Below are 17,447 nucleotides of genomic sequence, written 5' to 3'. Positions count from 1 at the left end.
AAAACATGAAATTACACACCATCATTACTCCTTCGCAGCCTACCGGACCGTCTCCCCAACGGCGGTCCGGTCTGTATGGCCTCCAGACATGGGAAACATACTCTGTCTACTGTAGATAGCTGTTGCATGTTACGTGCAACAGCATAGCCAAACAGGAGATAGTATTATGGCATCAGTATTCATTACGTACGGTTCCACGACAGGCAACACCGCATACGTTGCAGAAAGCATTCAGCGCACACTGGAACAAAGCGGTCACCAAGTTACTATCAAAGATGTTGCAGACATCAACGTTACTGACCTTACTAAAACGTATGATCTTTGCTGCCTTGGATGCTCCACCTGGGGCGATGACGAAATTGAACTACAGGATGACTTCATCCCTGTATTTGAAGAAATTGAACATGTTGATCTTTCAAGAAAAAAAATCGCTTGCTTCGGCTGCGGAGACAGCAGCTACGAATACTACTGCGGCGCTGTAGATGCCATTGAAGAATCATGCAAAAACGCAGGTGCATCAATCTTCACGGACTCACTCAAAATTGATGGTGATCCTAAAGCCGAGCAAGCAGACATTGACGCATGGGCGCAAGACCTTGTTGCTAAATTAAACGCATAATCCAAAGGGGTTTCCTATGAAAAAGTCCTTAAGTATTAGCTCTCATCATCACGCACAAGCTATCCGTAAGTTCTTTAACAAGTCCCGGATACTTAAAAATGCCCCCCATGCACCTCATACGGACACCCCCTCGCAGCATGATGAGAACCAACAACGCCCATAAAAAAAGGGAACAGGTAATACAGTACCTGTTCCCTCCTCTTACCAACGACTAGCGAGGTGAAAAGTATGAACAAACGAAACATCATCGAAACAATCGCCTTTGCATCCTCAGTAGTTGCACTGCAAATTACCGCAGCAACCCTGATAATGTAACACAAGCAGATTTCCACGCTGGGCTTTGCCCCCAGCCGAACGTTCCACAGGTGCCATAAACTCGGTCTCTTCACTGATATGCACCTGTGTTCCGGCTCTATTCCAGCCCAGCATAATAAGCACCCCTAACACACGCAGGGGTGCTTTTCTTTTTTTCTGCCTCCGGCGTCAGCGAGAACAGCTCGTAGTTTATTCGCTGGCAGCCACAAGGAAATTACCTTTCCGCAATCCTTGATGAAAGTAAGCTCCTAGACTCTAAAAAACAAAGTAACCTCGCGGTAGAAGGCATAAAAAAACAGGCTGTGAAATTTCCACAGCCTGTTTTGTATCTTTTAAGAATAAAGCTAGCTAGGTCCAAATGTGCTTTGCACCATAGACAACGACAAATACGCCCACGCCAAACTTGATGCTCATACCAAGAAATTTGCCATAAAACGCGCCTTTAGCCGCAACCATAGCACCATGTAACTCACGTCCGTGTGCTATCTCGAAGATAAGGCAACCTGCATACGCGCCACCAAGTGCACCAAGCAAGGCACCTAACCCAAGAAAGAATGGCGCACCGATAATAGCACCACAGATGGCACCAATGATGCCGCCAAGATTACCTTTCTTTGTCCCACCGTACTTTTTAGCGCCCATTAACTGGGAGATAAATTCCAGTGCCTCACCGAGCAGCACAAGTCCACCGGTAAGCACAAAGAACATGGTATTCATATCTGCGGACTGCGCAGGATACATGAATTTCCATAAAACCAGCATCCCCATAATCAGGAAGTTCGCTGGCATACTCAAAAAGTGAAGGCCAAGAAACATGACCATCAGAGCCGTAAAAACAACTGCAAGAACTGTTTCCACTCAGTTTTCCTTATTCTCGTTTATCTACCACTCGCTGTGCTTTGCCTTCTGCCTTAGGAAGACTGTTGTGCTGGACGATTTCAACACGCGGCGTGATAAGAATTTCACTACAAAGCCGTGAAGCTATTTTGCGTTGCAGTCCCTGAAGGACACGCATGTCCTCTACAAAGTGTTCGTCCTTAATTTCCACTTTTACCCGCAACTGGTCTATAAAATTCTCACGCTCAAGCTCAATTACATAGTTCTCGCCTACTTCATCGAACTCCATAAGCACACGTTCGATCTGCATAGGGTAAATATTAACCCCTTTAATAATAAGCATATCGTCAGCGCGACCTAAAATTCGATCAATGCGTCTATGCAATCTGCCGCAAGGGCATTCGTCGGTAATAAATCGAGTAAGGTCTCTGGTTCGGTAACGGATAATTGGCATACCGGTTCGGCATAAGGTGGTCATAATAAGCTCACCAACCTCGCCTTCTGCTACAGGCTCCAACGTTTCCGGATTCACGATTTCAGGGAGAAATGCATCTTCCCAAATGTGCATTCCGTATTGTTCTGTACATTCAAAAGCAACACCAGGGCCATTCATTTCTGACAACCCGTATGAGTTATATGCCTTCGCACCGAGAAGTTCCTCAATGCGCTGACGCGCTTCTTCCGTATGCGGCTCCGCACCTGTAATGATGATGCCCAGCGGCAAATCTTCTGGCGACATGCCCATGTCGCGCAGTGCAGCGCCCAAGTACAAGGCGTAAGAAGGAATAATGTGCGCAGCATATGTGTTGAAATCTTTCATTAACATAAACTGACGCTTTGTATTCCCCGGTCCTGATGGCATGGTAAGACAACCAAGACGCTCAGCACCGTAGTGTAATCCCAGACCACCAGTGAACAGACCGTAGCCAGTCATATTCTGGAACACATGCTCTGGGCGCACACCAACCATATGGAGACAGCGAGCCACAAGATCTGACCAACTATCAAGATCGCTCTGGGTATAATGAATAACGGTCGGAGAACCTGTTGTTCCGCTGGATGCATGCATGCGCACGATATCTTTTCGCGGAACAGTATTCATTTTATCCGGATACTGGGCGCGAAGATCATCTTTTGTTGTCACAGGCAACTTGCGTACGTCTTCAACACTCTGAATAGAATCAGGAGTAATGCCCATTTCATCAAATCTTTCACGATAAATTGGAGCCTTAGCAGCCTGAGCTACAGTTGTGCGTAAGCGGGCAACCTGTGCCTGTTCGATTTCTTCCCGTGACCATCCTTCTGCCGGATCAAAGTATATCATTCTACAACCCCTTATTCTCTAGGTGAGGAGGGATTATACGTGCCTAGCAGACGATGTCAATTTCGGCATTGTCGAAATTAAATTTTTATTCAATATTCTGCGAAGCTTTAAGCAGGCCAAAGCATCCGGCCAGCATCATATCACCACCAGGAGCAATTAAAACACCCTGTCCTTCCAGAATACTGCGCTTTGGTCCAAGCAAGTATGTTGGGAAAAAGCCCTCAGCTTCAGCCGGCAATTCAAGGTACATGCAACCGTGACCACCAGCATCACGTACCATGTCATCAGTAAGCCAGCCACGACGAAACTCTTTAAGGTCATGAAGCAACTCTTCTTGAGTCAACATACCGGTATGATGCTCGTACACACCACGAATCTTTTCCTGATACACAAGAAAAGCTGAAATATGGCTGTTACCGACATTTACAATGGTAACCCCTGTACGCCAGCTTCGCTGCGCCACTTCCGGAACATACAATGCACCAAGAACAGCCGCAGAAGCACTGTCAGCTACACAACCGCCCCCAGTAGCCTTTTGTATAGTTGCCAGACGAGTAAGGGAGTCTGCAGGTTTCTTATATAACAATGAATACGGATCACCCTCATGACGGGAAAGTAACTCCTGCCACATGCGGAAGCGGCCAATTCTATTACTTTCCTCTTTATGCACACCATGATCCTGAGCTGCAACAATCACTTCATCAGGATTAGGCAGACCAGCCATACCAAGATATGCACTCCACCAACCGGCATTGTAGTCACAAAGCTCTATCGGAACAAAACCTGAAGGACAGTCTTCACAGATCGTAATACCAAGAGCAGCTACACGCTTTGGATCATCATTCAACGCGTAGGCTGCGTCAGGATGGATAGCAACATGCAGTCCGGCATCAAGATGTTTTTTCATTGCACCAAAGAAACCGCCGCCCATATTTGAACCGAACATATAAATGTCGCGCTTAGCTTCGGTAAGCTCCATAATGCGCTTTGCAATCATCTTAGCGGGAGAAGGCAACACAAATTTGCTGCAATTTTCCAATTCCACATCGTCACGGTAATACAAAACATCTTGAGTTCCGCTACCAATATCAAGAAAGAGAGTTGATTTCATATAAATGCTCCAAGGGAGTTGTGTAACGTCTAATAGAGAATCTTGCCGTATAAGAAACTACTTTTTTTGAATTAATAAACAAGATCACTCAAGTCTCTAATTTTATGGACCACAAAAAGCTAGATGTTTTGTTGAAGCATAAAAAACATATTTTAATCAAAAACTATAAAAAACTCATTTAATCAAATAGATAAACAAACAAAACGGCTTTCAAGCTATCTACACCTCCAAAAAAAACAAAAAAAAAGCAAAAAAAGCCTTGCCAAGCACAGCCGTTCCGCATAAACACTTTTCCGCGCTGAGGAAGAACAGCTTAGCGCAGCCTCAGAGCGACGCACTAGCGAAGCTCATATTAAGTGCCCAGGTGGTGGAATTGGTAGACACGCTATCTTGAGGGGGTAGTGGGCCACGCCCGTGGGAGTTCGAGTCTCCCCCTGGGCACCATGCACTTATAAAAGATCATACGAAAGTATGATCTTTTTTTTTGCCTTATCGCTGGCAGCCCCACCCGAATCATTACCCCAACCAGACCATCCTACTCAAAAAAGAAATAGCTCACCTACACCATGCGGTAGCTTTTTCAGCTCAATCATACCTAGTCCGTCGAATAGAATTCTTATCTAATTTGCCACATAAGAAACTACTTATTTTTAACAAAACGATGCGGCACACTTAACTTTCTTCAAGCACCACCACACTGTAACCGCATACATTGATTCGGCGTTATTTCAACGAAGCCAACACAATAAAAAGCCATGTTCTTTTTTTCATAATCAAAACAGAAGGTTATTTTTAAGTGTTTTTTATCCATGCATTATATTTTTTCTCGCAAGAAAAGCTAAAAAAAGAGAGGAAACGATTGACCAATACCTCTAACGCGGATACGGTGCTTTAATCGTATTTACATCGTGCTCCCGCTTCTCTCGAAGTTGCAGCACACACGCCCCGAACAAAATATACATTGTGGCGGGGGAGAATCCTTTCTTTGGAGTTTTTTGTTTTGAATAAGAATATTTATGTTGGCAACCTTTCCTGGGGCTGTACTGACCAAGACCTTCGCAACCTTTTTGCTGAATTCGGCGAAGTTGCATCTGCTCGTGTAATCGAAGATCGTGAAACCGATCGTTCCCGTGGTTTTGGCTTCGTGGAAATGGATGCTGACGGTGCGACTCAGGCTATTGAGGCACTTAACGGTACCAGCTTCCAGGGCCGTGACCTTCGTGTAAACGAAGCTCAGCCTCGTGAACGTCGCCCACGCTACTAGTTTATAGCATCGACGATCAAAGCCCACCTTTTAGGTGGGCTTTTTTTTGGGGTTTGATCAACCCCAAACCATTTTTTAATTTTATCACCTGACCTGCCCCCTCTTTTTCTCTATTTAAAGCACTCTACCCAACTCAACCATCAGCTCTTCAATTCTGAACGTTGTATCTACTCAAAAAACAATGTATTTTTTTCAAGTTCGCTTGTAGGAAAATAAAAAATAAAGAAATGTCGACAAATCACATGTTGACATCTTCTCTGTCTTGAACGAAGCAAACAACGCCACTGACAATATATTCTTCTGGCATCCTATCTTGGCTACTTCTCATTACGAGGAGTAGATAGATACCATATTCCGTAGATGTTACACTCCCATACGGTTCACACGAACCGAATATGGAGTAATTTTAGGTAGTTTATCTATGAGGCAGCACTCGACACTCTTAAAAAGCCAGTGACGTCCACGCCTCTGTTCTTCTAAATACGATAACATGCCTGCAACTAAGCATGGCATAAAAAGGAATGTATAATGAGCGATATCAAACGCATGGAAATCGGCACCCGCATGAGCAAAATCGTTATCAACAACGGCGTAGTTTACCTTGCCGGTCAGGTAGCTGATAATGCAGACGAAGGCATTAAAGAGCAGACCCAAAACATGCTCGCTAAAGTTGAAGCCCTGTTAGCCGAAGCAGGCAGTGATATTGAACATATCCTTTCTGCTACTTTATACATTCGTGACATGAAAGACTTCGCACAGATGAACGAAGTATGGGACGCATGGGTTCCAGAAGGCCACGCACCTGCTCGCGCTTGTGTTGAAGCCCGTCTTGCACGTCCAGAACTTCTCGTAGAAGTTTCTATCGTAGCAGCACAAAAATAAAGAACAAACGGCAGAGTGAAGTCTAACTATACTTCACTCTGCCGTTTTCTTTTTTACTTACTACCAACATACCCTATCCCGCAGCCCCCCTCTCCTTCACCGTTACACCATTAGGGCTTATCATTATATATAAACACGCTCAGAAGACCGCCACGCAAAAGCACATCAGCCCTCCTGCCTATCGAGCCTTCATCTCAATTACTGCGCATAATCTCCGCCAATAAATTTTTGAGAATCTATCGCATCCTCAACTCGCAACAGGAATGCACCAATAAAAAAGCATATTGCGCCAAAGGTCAGTCCCACACTAGCCAGTACTGGAGCAAAAACATCTCCTGTCTGCGGCAAATAAAATGCGACAGCACTGGAGACTTGAAATGCAATTGATCCAGCAATATTCACCCACACAATCCACCATTCCTCTGACCGGAATGGCTTAACCATCGGATCACGAGATATTTCGAGCCATGCGAAAGCACATGAAATAAGGAAGCAGATACTTCCCAGCATCCCCGAGCCCCAGATAACAACATCCATTTGCAATGGCGTAACTAAAAAAAACGGCGAGATGCAGTTAACATTAAAAAGCAATGTTCCAACAAACTGCACCAATGAAGACAAGTAACCAAGATTTTTCGGACGCCATGCCCAGCGTATCCAATGACAACGCTGTGTCCGAAACAAGGCTGGATTTGTAATATCCTTATTAATTGATTCGACTAGCTGCAGGTATGCTGCGGATGTGAAAAAAATAGACCCACAGAAAAATATCACATTAAAAGCTGGTGCCAATGAAGCAGGTAAAAAACCAGGAATCGCAAACAGGGAAGAACCAACCATAAACAATACTGCGACCCAATAATTTATCTTTTTTGCGCAAACAACATACTCTGTTTGCTCTTTCTTGCTAAGCTGCATTGGGCGAATCCAACGCACCCCTTTTCGAACCGGCCGTGCGGCATAGTGGTTATGACCATCTTTATGATGCAACCACACATGCGTCACAAAAGGCCCAACAGTCTCATACTCCAACTTATGTTCGCCTAATCCAGTCATAGCCTTCCTGCTATCTTTTTTAGAATCATGAAGTTCAGACCTCTTCCCGGCAACACACCAGCCTATCGATTTTTCTGACCACAATTCTCTGCCGCAACTCCTCTACATTCTTTATCCTCTTGCACGTATGCTTTTTTTGCATTGAGAAACTGCACACACCCTTAAAAAAAATCACTGCAAATCAAATACATTAGAAAGCTCCCAACATTTTCTCTTCAAGACACAGAGCGTTACGACAGTTTTTTCCTTTTTTTTTGAAAAAAAGACTTGCCAAACGCGCGCAATACACATAAATACTGATTCCGCGTTGAGGGAAACACACTTAACGCAAACCTCAGAGTGACGCATTAGCGAAGCTCACAATAAGTGCCCAGGTGGTGGAATTGGTAGACACGCTATCTTGAGGGGGTAGTGGGCCACGCCCGTGGGAGTTCGAGTCTCCCCCTGGGCACCATGCACTTATAAAAGATCATACTACAGTATGATCTTTTTTTTTGCCTTTTCCCCATCTTTCACAACACAAAAAAGCCCGCAACAAATTACGAGCTTATATAACAAACTACCTCAAAAAAATATCCAACCAAATCAGACAAAAAAGACCATGAGGGATTTGATAATCCCCACAATCGAAAGCCCCATCAATAACAATACGGCTATCTTTTTAAATGCTGCCGGTGAGGCAACAGAAAACAGCCTCTCTCCAACCGCAACACCAATCAACAACACCGGTACAGAATACGCTACGTTTATTAATGTTTGCGAAGAAATAATACCGTGTCCACCAGCAACAACAAGCGTATACACATCTGTACAGAAAAATGCCGCAATCAATGTTGCCCGCGTTGCAACAACCGCAGTTTCTGTTGAAAGCATGTAGGTAACAACAGGCAGTCCACCCAACGCAGCAGCACCATTGCAGACTCCGGAAATAACACCTACCACACCGTCAATACGAACAGTTCGTGTTCCACGATACTTTACTCCGCGCCATATCAGAACAGCAAAGAACAAAACGATACAAGAAATAGCAAGACGGATGATATCTGGAGACAATAGTAAAAGCGAACGTACCCCTAACGGAGTTCCAATAGCAGTTCCCACGCATAGAACCGTAAGCAATTTGCAATCAACACTCTTCCATGCGGATGGCAACATACGCACACTTGCAACAACCTCAAGAAACAATGCAAGCATTACTGTTTGAGCCGGCGCAACAACAAGACTTAGTCCAGTTACAATTATCGCCGAAAAGCCAAAACCGGTTAATCCACGGACAACCGAGGCCAACAACAACACTCCGAAAGCGTAGCTCCATTGAGCGACTGATAAATCCATAAAGCCCTCCAAGCCGCCAGTAGCAGCGTAGACCCTCACCGTCAACCAGAGCGCTCGAAGAACAATTAAAAAAACAATCATTCAAGATGGTAACAACACCCTTCATCACAAAACTTACTAACTTTTAAAGCAACTTTAATGTCAAAACCTCAACCACAGACATCTGCCAAACTAACCCACTATAAACACTTGATTAACCACACAACCCATCTCTTCGTTATTTTCTTCACAAAATATTTTTATGTAAAATATAACAAAAATTCATATCACATTGTTTTAAAAGAGTTTTTCCAAAAAACACCTTTAAATAAGCGTTAGCGACTGATAACTAAGCACTTTTCATCACTGTTTGATGGTGCTATTCCTTAGTTGCGCGCTTGAGTAATTATTCACAATCGAATCCAAAAACATGTGATCATCATGCTTTCTCGACCCTTGATTGCCTGCTGCACTATTCTAGCATGGTACCTGTATTGTGAACCTCAGCGCCCTCTTTGTTCGTCAAGAAAAATGAATAATGCAGTTTGCTGAAGGAAAGTTTTTGGAATGCTAGCCAATCTTTTCCCATTTATGAACTGGATTAAGGACTATGATTCGGAGGCACTCCGATCTGATACTATCGCGGGGCTAACGGTAGCTCTGGTTCTTATTCCGCAGTCTATGGCATACGCACAGCTTGCGGGGCTCCCTGCGTACTACGGGCTTTATGCATCGTTTCTTACTCCTTTAATCGCTGCTCTTTTCGGCTCCAGCCGCCAGCTGGCTACTGGCCCTGTTGCCGTTGTGTCACTAATGACAGCAGCATCTCTTGAACCACTTGCCACTATGGGTAGTGAAGGCTATATCGCCTATGCTATTCTTCTTGCTTTTATGGTAGGTGCGTTCCAATTTTTACTCGGCATACTCAGACTCGGTCTTGTTGTTAACTTCCTCTCTCATCCGGTTATTAGCGGCTTCACTAACGCTGCTGCTATCATCATCGCCACCTCTCAGGTGTCCAAATTAGCAGGCGTTTCTGTTGACAAAGCAAGCCATCATTACGAAACCCTTATCAGAGTAGCGGAAAGTGCATTCAACTACACACACCTCCCTACACTAGGTATGGGACTGCTCGCGTTTGCTATCATGATCGGATGTAAGCGGTATCTACCCAAGATTCCAAATGTGCTGGCGGCAGTACTCATTACTACCTGCCTGTCATGGGCAATTGGATTCAACCACGACGTAAATATACCTGTGGCCTCCATTGCTTCACCGCGAGTGCAAAACACCATCACCGAGTTCAACAGCACTCTGCTTGCTGCTGATGAACTAGCTATGCAGCGTACAAAACTCAGTAAAGAACTTTCAGAAGCCAACGCGATTGGGGAGTCGCTACGCGCCCTGAACATTCAACATGGGTTAAACACTATTGAATTACAACTTTCAGGTGTTAAAGCTTATAGTCACGACCTTCGTAGCTCACTTCGAGAAATGCTTTTCAACGGTGTTGAATTATCAGATGGAACAATGGCGTTTTATCTGCAAAACGAGACACCAGCCGCCATGCATACCGACGGCAGGACATGGCGCTTGCGTGTTGGCAACACGCGGATTAATCCAACGGCTATTACCATGATGGGTGGTGGTGCAGTTGTAGGAACAATTCCATCTGGTCTTCCTACCCTTAAAGCACCATCCTTTGACTTATCTGTCGTACTTCACCTTATCCCGTTCGCCGTCATCATTTCACTGCTTGGCTTTATGGAGGCTATCTCCATCGCAAAAGCCATGGCAGCAAAAACAGGGCAGCGAATTAATCCGGATCAGGAACTTATCGGGCAGGGACTTGCCAATATGATCGGAGCATTCGGCAAAAGCTATCCGGTCTCCGGCTCGTTCTCCCGTTCGGCAGTCAATCTTCAAGCAGGTGCCGTAACCGGCATGTCGAGTGTGTTTACCTCCATTATGGTTATACTCACACTCCAGTTCTGTACGCCACTGCTCTATCATTTGCCGCAGGCAGTTTTAGCGGCAATCATCATGATGGCAGTATTCGGGCTTATTGACGTCTCCAGCTTTGTGCATGCATGGAAAATCAAGTGGTACGATGGAGCAATCTCCGTCATTTCCTTCATCACAACGCTCGCCTACGCTCCACATCTGGACAAAGGCATCATGCTCGGCGTTGCGCTTTCGTTAGCTATGTTCCTATACAAAAGCATGCGCCCGAATGTTTCTTTTCTTTCCCGTCCCCAGGATCAGCCACAACGGGATGCAACCATCACGGAGCTCGAAAACTGTAAGGACACATCCGTAATACAGTTTGAAGGCCCGCTCTTTTTCGCCAACGCAAGTTTCTTAGAGGATATCGTTACGGAAAAGATCGCGAAGTATGATTCACTGAAACACATCATTCTCGCTGCTGGCGGCATCAACGATGTAGACTGTTCTGGAGCGGAAGCATTGGAGCTTGTTATTGAAAAAGTTCATGCAAACAACATTGAATTTTCAATATGCTCTGCAAACCAAACGGTTCTTACCGTACTGCAGAAAGCTCATCTGTTAGAAAAGATCGGTACAGACAACATCTACGCCACAGCCGAAGAAGCCCTGCGCACAGAGCGTAGTGTTTTAGGTGCAGAGAATGCGGGTACAGACAGCCCGCTCCATGCTGCATGTCTTCGTGCTAGCTAGGCGTTCCCGGAGACAGGCTCAACCGTTTGAACTAAAGCGCTTTTTATGTTCAAGCTGTTGAGCCTGTTCACGAGTTAAAAATTACCTACACACTTCTTCAAAATTATTGATTGTAATTTCAACACATTCAATTGACTTCTCGATCAAACTTCCCTAATTCACCTTTCCCGCCACAATTTGAGCGCACGCTCAATACTTAGGCAGCTATTTTTTTGTATTGATACATCCCCGTTCAGTCGCATTTCAGACAAGGCGCAATGTCTTGTCTTTTTTATTGGATACAGAACGGACTGCTCACCTATCCATATTTTTTCAACTAGATTACGGCTACGTTCCGATACTGTTCATCTTCAGCTATCGACAACCAGCCTCATATAAAAGGAAGTTTTGATGGACGCTAACCACTCTATGGTACCAAGCTCTCAAGGAAGCATTCAGGCAGATATCTTTTCCGGACTCACCGTTGCGTTAGCGCTGGTTCCGGAAGCTGTTGCTTTTTCTTTTGTAGCAGGCGTGTCACCAATTATCGGTTTATACGGTGCCTTCATGATGTGCCTTATCACCTCTATCCTCGGTGGTAGACCGGGAATGATCTCAGGTGCGACTGGTGCAATGGCTGTTGTTATGGTTCACCTTGTGGCAGAAGGTAACGCCCTTGGAACACCTGGTTCAAATGCAGGCTTGCAGTATCTTTTCTTCACACTTCTGCTCGTTGGTGTTCTTCAGACTCTTGCCGGAGCATTTAGACTCGGCAAACTCATCCGCATGGTACCGCGTTCAGTTATGATGGGCTTTGTAAACGGCCTCGCCATCGTAATTTTCTTATCCCAGCTCAAAATGTTCAAAGTAGGTGGCGACCTTCTGCAAGGGGATGCCATGCTCACCATGTGCGGACTTGTTGCCCTCACTATGGCTATTCTCCTTACTGTACCTCGTATCTGCCCCAAAGCACCGGGTGCACTTATCGCTATTCTTTCCGTATCTATGTTAGTTATCTTTGCTGACATTGATACCCAGACAGTACTTTCTTTCATCCAATCAAACGGTGGTACTGGCATCAAAGCTGGACTGCCAACATTTGCAATCCCTCAAGTTCCACTTACACTAGAAACTTTCATGTTCATTGCACCGTACGCATGCATTCTTGCAGCAATCGGTCTTATTGAATCACTCATGACTCTGAACCTTATTGACGAACTGACCAACACCCATGGTCGCGGTAACAAAGAATGTGTCGCGCAGGGCATCGCCAACATCACTAACGGATTGTTTGGCGGCATGGGCGGCTGTGCTATGATCGGTCAAAGCATCATTAATATCACCTCCGGCGGTCGCGGACGTCTTTCCGGCATCACCGCCGCATGCGCACTACTTTTCTTTATTCTCTTCACTTCCCAGTACATTGAAATTGTACCGATTGCTGCACTCGTAGGGGTTATGTTTATTGTTGTAATCAAAACCTTTGCATGGAGTACCTTTAAAATCATGAACAAGGTACCAAAATGGGACGTGATAGTAATTATCACTGTTACCTTTCTTACAGTGAAATACGACCTCGCCATTGCAGTGCTTTGCGGCGTTATAATTTCAGCACTTATCTTTGCATGGGAAAACGCTCTGCGAATCCGTGCACGTAAGTTCGTAGATGAGCGCGGCATCAAGCACTACCAAATTTACGGTCCGCTATTCTTCGGTTCCACAACACTCTTTATGAGCAAGTTTGACGTCAAAAATGATCCACAGGAAGTTGTCATCGACTTTGAAGAATCACGAATTATGGACCAATCCGCCATCGAAATCATCAACAAGCTCGCAGCCCAATATCAACGTGCAGGCAAGACTGTATACTTCTGGCACTTGAGCAAAGACTGTGTCCGCTTGATCGAAAAAGCTGAAGAAATATGTATCGTAAACGTTCTTGAAGATCCGGACTACTTCGTAGCAATAGACCGATACCATGAACACCAGAAATCTATTGCGCCGGAAGCCGCGTAGGTATTCCCATTAGATTAAAAAAGAGTTCACTAATTATTTAGTGAACTCTTTTTTTTACATCAGATACTTAGCGTGTTATCTGCATAAAACCCCTAAACACAATACACCTTCCCCCAGCTAAACTCCTTAACCTCGCGTTGACCTTTTCCTTGTTATACTAACATGACCAGATAAATGCATAATGAATATGCATGTAACTACATCAAACTGTTAGAGCTTATTTTATAAGGAAAAATCAGATGGACACACAACCAACAACGGGCTCTCACAGATATCGCGCCGTTTTGTTAGCCTTTATTATTTCAATATCCCTTTGGACGCTGGTGCGACTGGGATTACTCATTTATTCTTGGAATGAGGCAGCCCCATCTATTTTAGAAATCATTAAGATATTCTCTGTCGGATTTCTTTTCGATCTTTGCTTCTTCTCATTCGCTACAATTCTTCCCTGCTTGTACATCACCTTTGCGCCCAAACTCATTTGGCACTCCAAGCCTAATAAATACGTTATGTACGGGGCATTCTTTCTCACGATCTTTATTATGATTTTTGGAGCTACAGCAGAGTTTTTCTTCTGGGATGAATTCAGTGTACGCTTCAACTTCATCTCAGTTGACTACCTTATTTACCGCAAAGAAGTTGTCGACAACATCATTGAATCATATCCTGTTTTTATCATCATTCCTGCACTTGCTGTTATCTCCGGCGCACTGACGTATTACTTCCGTTCTTTAATCAACAGTGCGCTCGAAGCTCGCAACTCATTTATATCCAACTTGATTCCTTTTGCCGGAGTCATACTTATTGCAACTACAGGCGGTCTGTTCCTGACCAGTGGATTACGTGATTTTTCTGACAACACCTACCAAAAGGAACTGGCAGCAAACGGCCCTTATCAGTTCGTTTCTGCATTTAAAAACAACGAACTGGACTTCTATCAGTTCTACCCGTCTATAGATGAAGAAACTTCTACCAGCTTAATTCGAAACGATCTCTCTAACACCACAAACCACTTTGTATCAGAAAACAAGCATAGCATATTCAGATCAATCAAAGACGCTGAAAAAGAAAAACAATACAACGTGATTCTCGTTACGATTGAAAGCCTAACTCCTAACTACCTTTCCCGCTACGGAATGAAAGAAGACATTACTCCAAACCTGAATGCTCTAGTTTCAAAAGCGCAGTTCTACACCCAACTCTACGCTACTGGAACTCGTACTACCCGTGGACTAGAGGCTTTGGCACTTTCCATTCCACCGACACCGGGACGTTCCATTGTGAAACGTATCGGTAACGAGAAAGGCTACCTTTCGCTTGGACGTATTTTTAAATCCAAAGGATACGACAGCTACTATATATATGGTGGTCGGGGATATTTTGATAATATGAACGAGTTCTTCTCCGGAAACGGCTACACAATCGTAGACCAGTCCTCTGTACCAAAAGAAGAAATCGGCTTCGAAAATGCTTGGGGCATGGCTGATGAATACTTGTACGATCAGGTAATCAAAACTGCTGACAAATCTGTAAGTGCGAACACGCCTTTCTTCCTTCATGTAATGACCACATCAAACCACCGTCCATACACTTATCCGGACAACCGTGTATCTATCCCTTCAGGTTACGGAAGATCAGGAGCTGTTCAATACAGCGACTGGGCTATTGGCGACTTCCTGAAAAAAGCGCAGAAAAAAACATGGTTCGACAACACTATTTTCATCTTTGTTGCGGATCATCAGGCAAGCAGTGCAGGCCGCGAAAACCTGCCCGTTCGACGCTACAGAATCCCGATGTGGATATACGCACCTAAAATTATTGAACCTAAGCTGGTAGATACGCTTGCAAGCCAGATTGATGTTGCACCAACAATCCTCGGCCTGCTCAACTGGTCATACCCTTCTTTCTTCTATGGCAAAGACATTGCCCGAATGGCCCCGGACGAAGGCCGAGCTTTTATTGGAAACTACCAATTCCTCGGATTATTTGATGGAAAGCGCATGGCGATTCTGGGACCTAAAAAAAGCATTGAGGTTCAGACCATTAAAGATGAAACAGCTATCAGCAGCGTGAAAGGCTCTATCAAAGACCCGCTCGTGCAAAAAGCCATATCGTACTACCAGAATGCTGCATGGGTTTATAAAAACAAATTAAACAACGACTCATTACTCAAAACCATCGACAACTAACCTATCGTATTATCATTGTAGGAACTCTGCCTATCTCTGTAGCCAACGATAATTTGTTGATTACGACCCCATAAAAAAAGCCCCGCTTACAAGTAGAAGCGGGGCTTCATCCGTTATTATTTAAAGCTCACAACAACTGCCTACAACATATTGTGATGCAATCTTATCAAACTCAGCAAGCTCTGTATCAACCCATTTTTCAGCCTCATCTCCAGTAAGCCCAAGTTCAGCTGCCATAAGTCGTGCTACTTCCGGTGCAGCCTCCATCGTTGCCGCGGCATCAAGGAGAAGCGCACGCGTGCGCAACGCAAGCACGCCATACAGAGTCTGAGCCATTTCTGAACGCACAGCCCATATAACTTCCACCTTACGGTATGGAAGACGAGGATGCAGGAATTCCACAAGAGTCTCATCTTCATCCATCATATCATATAAGTACTGCACATCACTCCCGTAAACACGGAATGGATCGTCTTTTTCAAAGTCGCGTGTCCAACCATGCAACGGCATATTGCTTGTACGACATTTCACTTCAGGAAGATGCGCAGTTTTTGCACAAACATCGACGACATCTTCAGACATTTTTCGGTATGTTGTCCATTTACCACCTGCAATTGTCACCAGTTCAGAATCAGACACCGTAAGGTGATGATCACGGGACAAAGCAGACGTTCCATCCGCACCGCCTTCTTTGATCAACGGGCGTATACCGTTGAACACACTTCGCACATCTTTACGCTGCGGCTTGCGAGCAAGGTACCGGCCTACATGTTCAAGAAGGAAGTCTACTTCTTCAGATGTAGCTTTTGGCTCCATCTCAGGGCCGGAAACCTCAGTATCCGTAGTGCCGACAATCAGCTTATCGTGCCACGGCAGAATAAATACAACGCGACCATCATCTGTTTTAGGAATAAGGATACCAGTTTCACCCGGACAGAAAGATTTATCGAGCATCAAATGGATACCCTGACTTGGTTGCAAAATCGGTTTTACAGCCGGACTATCCATCTGTCGTAATATATCTGTAAAGATTCCCGTTGCGTTTACAACGGAACGGGCACGGATTGTATATTCTTTGCCAGTAAGTTTATCGGCAGCAACGACACCACGAACCTTACCGTTTTCTTTTACAAGTGATATAACCTGCATATGGTTTGCAGGACAACCGCCCAGCTCATGCATAGTCAATGCAAGCGTCATTGCATAACGAGAGTCGTCAAACTGTCCATCATGGTACCGGACACCTGCCCTTACGCCCACAGGGTTCAACCCCGGCACATGTTGAAAGGCGCTGTTACGCACCATCGGGTAGGAACGTCCAAAACTGAACGGACCTGAAAGAAGGTCATACAGAACAAGTCCAATTCCATAATAGAATGTTTCCCACCTGCTGTATGTCGGAACAATGAGAGACCGGTCATCCACAAGGTGCGGTGCATTGCGACGCATCCGTCCACGTTCATGCAGAGCATCATATACTAACGAGAAGTTCATCTGCTCAAGATACCTTACGCCGCCGTGCGCCAATTTAGTACTGCGGCTGGAGGTGGCCTGACAAAAGTCCGCCGCCTCAAGTAAAACTGTTGAATATCCTCGTGACGCTGCATCAACACCAGTACCAAGACCGGTTGCACCACCCCCGACAATAAGAATATCCCATATATCCTGACTTTCAATTCTTTCTAATGATTCTGAACGTTGCACATGCATCTCCTAGTAATTTTGTTTCTACCTAACGGGCGACGGTAGAAACACCCCGTAAGATATTTCGCTGAAGCACCTCAGGCGTACTTTTGTGTGCAGCAAGTTAGATAACCCCAGTAATTTTCATACTACCTTTCCAG

General features: G+C 44.9%; 12 protein-coding genes and 2 tRNA genes. 8 read left to right on the top strand and 6 right to left on the bottom strand.

Annotated features, from left to right (window positions below):
* Window positions 1-166: 166 nt before the first annotated feature.
* Window positions 167-619, top strand: coding sequence for a flavodoxin (locus BUR09_RS10275; protein WP_074216843.1), 453 nt, complete (start codon window positions 167-169; stop codon window positions 617-619).
* A gap of 663 nt (window positions 620-1,282) precedes the next feature.
* Here BUR09_RS10275 and BUR09_RS10270 read toward each other — a convergent pair.
* From BUR09_RS10270 to BUR09_RS10260, 3 genes are all read right to left on the bottom strand, one after another.
* Window positions 1,283-1,792, bottom strand: a complete 510-nt coding sequence (locus tag BUR09_RS10270; protein WP_074216842.1) for a DUF456 domain-containing protein — start codon at window positions 1,790-1,792, stop codon at window positions 1,283-1,285.
* A gap of 10 nt (window positions 1,793-1,802) precedes the next feature.
* Window positions 1,803-3,095, bottom strand: a complete 1,293-nt coding sequence (locus tag BUR09_RS10265; protein WP_074216841.1) for a phenylacetate--CoA ligase family protein — start codon at window positions 3,093-3,095, stop codon at window positions 1,803-1,805.
* An 85-nt stretch (window positions 3,096-3,180) separates the two neighbouring features.
* Complete coding sequence (locus tag BUR09_RS10260; RefSeq protein WP_074216840.1) at window positions 3,181-4,206, bottom strand: DUF1786 domain-containing protein; 1,026 nt, start codon at window positions 4,204-4,206, stop codon at window positions 3,181-3,183.
* Window positions 4,207-4,564: 358 nt separating this feature from the next.
* On the opposite strand from BUR09_RS10260, the gene BUR09_RS10255 reads away from it, so the two are divergent.
* From BUR09_RS10255 to BUR09_RS10245, 3 genes are all read left to right on the top strand, one after another.
* Window positions 4,565-4,650 (top strand) — tRNA-Leu (locus BUR09_RS10255).
* A 556-nt stretch (window positions 4,651-5,206) separates the two neighbouring features.
* Window positions 5,207-5,470 carry an RNA recognition motif domain-containing protein gene (locus tag BUR09_RS10250; RefSeq protein WP_074216839.1) on the top strand — a complete coding sequence of 88 codons (264 nt, stop codon included), beginning with the start codon at window positions 5,207-5,209 and terminating at the stop codon, window positions 5,468-5,470.
* A gap of 528 nt (window positions 5,471-5,998) precedes the next feature.
* Window positions 5,999-6,352 carry a RidA family protein gene (locus tag BUR09_RS10245; RefSeq protein ID WP_074216838.1) on the top strand — a complete coding sequence of 118 codons (354 nt, stop codon included), beginning with the start codon at window positions 5,999-6,001 and terminating at the stop codon, window positions 6,350-6,352.
* Window positions 6,353-6,550: 198 nt separating this feature from the next.
* Here BUR09_RS10245 and BUR09_RS10240 read toward each other — a convergent pair whose 3' ends face one another.
* A complete protein-coding gene (locus BUR09_RS10240; RefSeq protein WP_139296811.1) occupies window positions 6,551-7,492 on the bottom strand; it encodes a hypothetical protein in 942 nt (313 codons plus the stop codon).
* Window positions 7,493-7,776: 284 nt separating this feature from the next.
* Between BUR09_RS10240 and BUR09_RS10235 the strand changes: the two genes are divergently transcribed.
* Window positions 7,777-7,862, top strand: a tRNA-Leu gene (locus tag BUR09_RS10235).
* Window positions 7,863-7,993: 131 nt separating this feature from the next.
* Here the strand turns inward: BUR09_RS10235 and BUR09_RS10230 are convergent.
* The gene (locus BUR09_RS10230) at window positions 7,994-8,743 is read right to left on the bottom strand and encodes a sulfite exporter TauE/SafE family protein (RefSeq protein WP_074216836.1); all 750 of its coding nucleotides are present in this window, start codon (window positions 8,741-8,743) and stop codon (window positions 7,994-7,996) included.
* A gap of 546 nt (window positions 8,744-9,289) precedes the next feature.
* On the opposite strand from BUR09_RS10230, the gene BUR09_RS10225 reads away from it, so the two are divergent.
* The 3 genes from BUR09_RS10225 to BUR09_RS10215 all read left to right on the top strand — a co-directional run bounded on the left by BUR09_RS10225 (window position 9,290) and on the right by BUR09_RS10215 (window position 15,603).
* Window positions 9,290-11,419, top strand: coding sequence for a SulP family inorganic anion transporter (locus tag BUR09_RS10225; RefSeq protein ID WP_074216835.1), 2,130 nt, complete (start codon window positions 9,290-9,292; stop codon window positions 11,417-11,419).
* 390 nt (window positions 11,420-11,809) lie between these two features.
* Window positions 11,810-13,414, top strand: a complete 1,605-nt coding sequence (locus tag BUR09_RS10220; protein ID WP_074216834.1) for a SulP family inorganic anion transporter — start codon at window positions 11,810-11,812, stop codon at window positions 13,412-13,414.
* Between the two features lie 239 nt (window positions 13,415-13,653).
* The gene (locus BUR09_RS10215) at window positions 13,654-15,603 is read left to right on the top strand and encodes an LTA synthase family protein (protein ID WP_074216833.1); all 1,950 of its coding nucleotides are present in this window, start codon (window positions 13,654-13,656) and stop codon (window positions 15,601-15,603) included.
* A 120-nt stretch (window positions 15,604-15,723) separates the two neighbouring features.
* Here BUR09_RS10215 and BUR09_RS10210 read toward each other — a convergent pair whose 3' ends face one another.
* On the bottom strand, window positions 15,724-17,313 hold the full coding sequence (locus BUR09_RS10210; protein ID WP_245796726.1) for a glycerol-3-phosphate dehydrogenase/oxidase: 1,590 nt from the start codon (window positions 17,311-17,313) through the stop codon (window positions 15,724-15,726).
* Window positions 17,314-17,447: the final 134 nt, after the last annotated feature.

Origin of the sequence: Halodesulfovibrio marinisediminis DSM 17456, assembly GCF_900129975.1 — a bacterium.
Classification (GTDB): domain Bacteria; phylum Desulfobacterota; class Desulfovibrionia; order Desulfovibrionales; family Desulfovibrionaceae; genus Halodesulfovibrio; species Halodesulfovibrio marinisediminis.
Note: the sequence above shows the minus strand (reverse complement) of the source record. Positions and strands in the feature narration are given on the sequence as shown.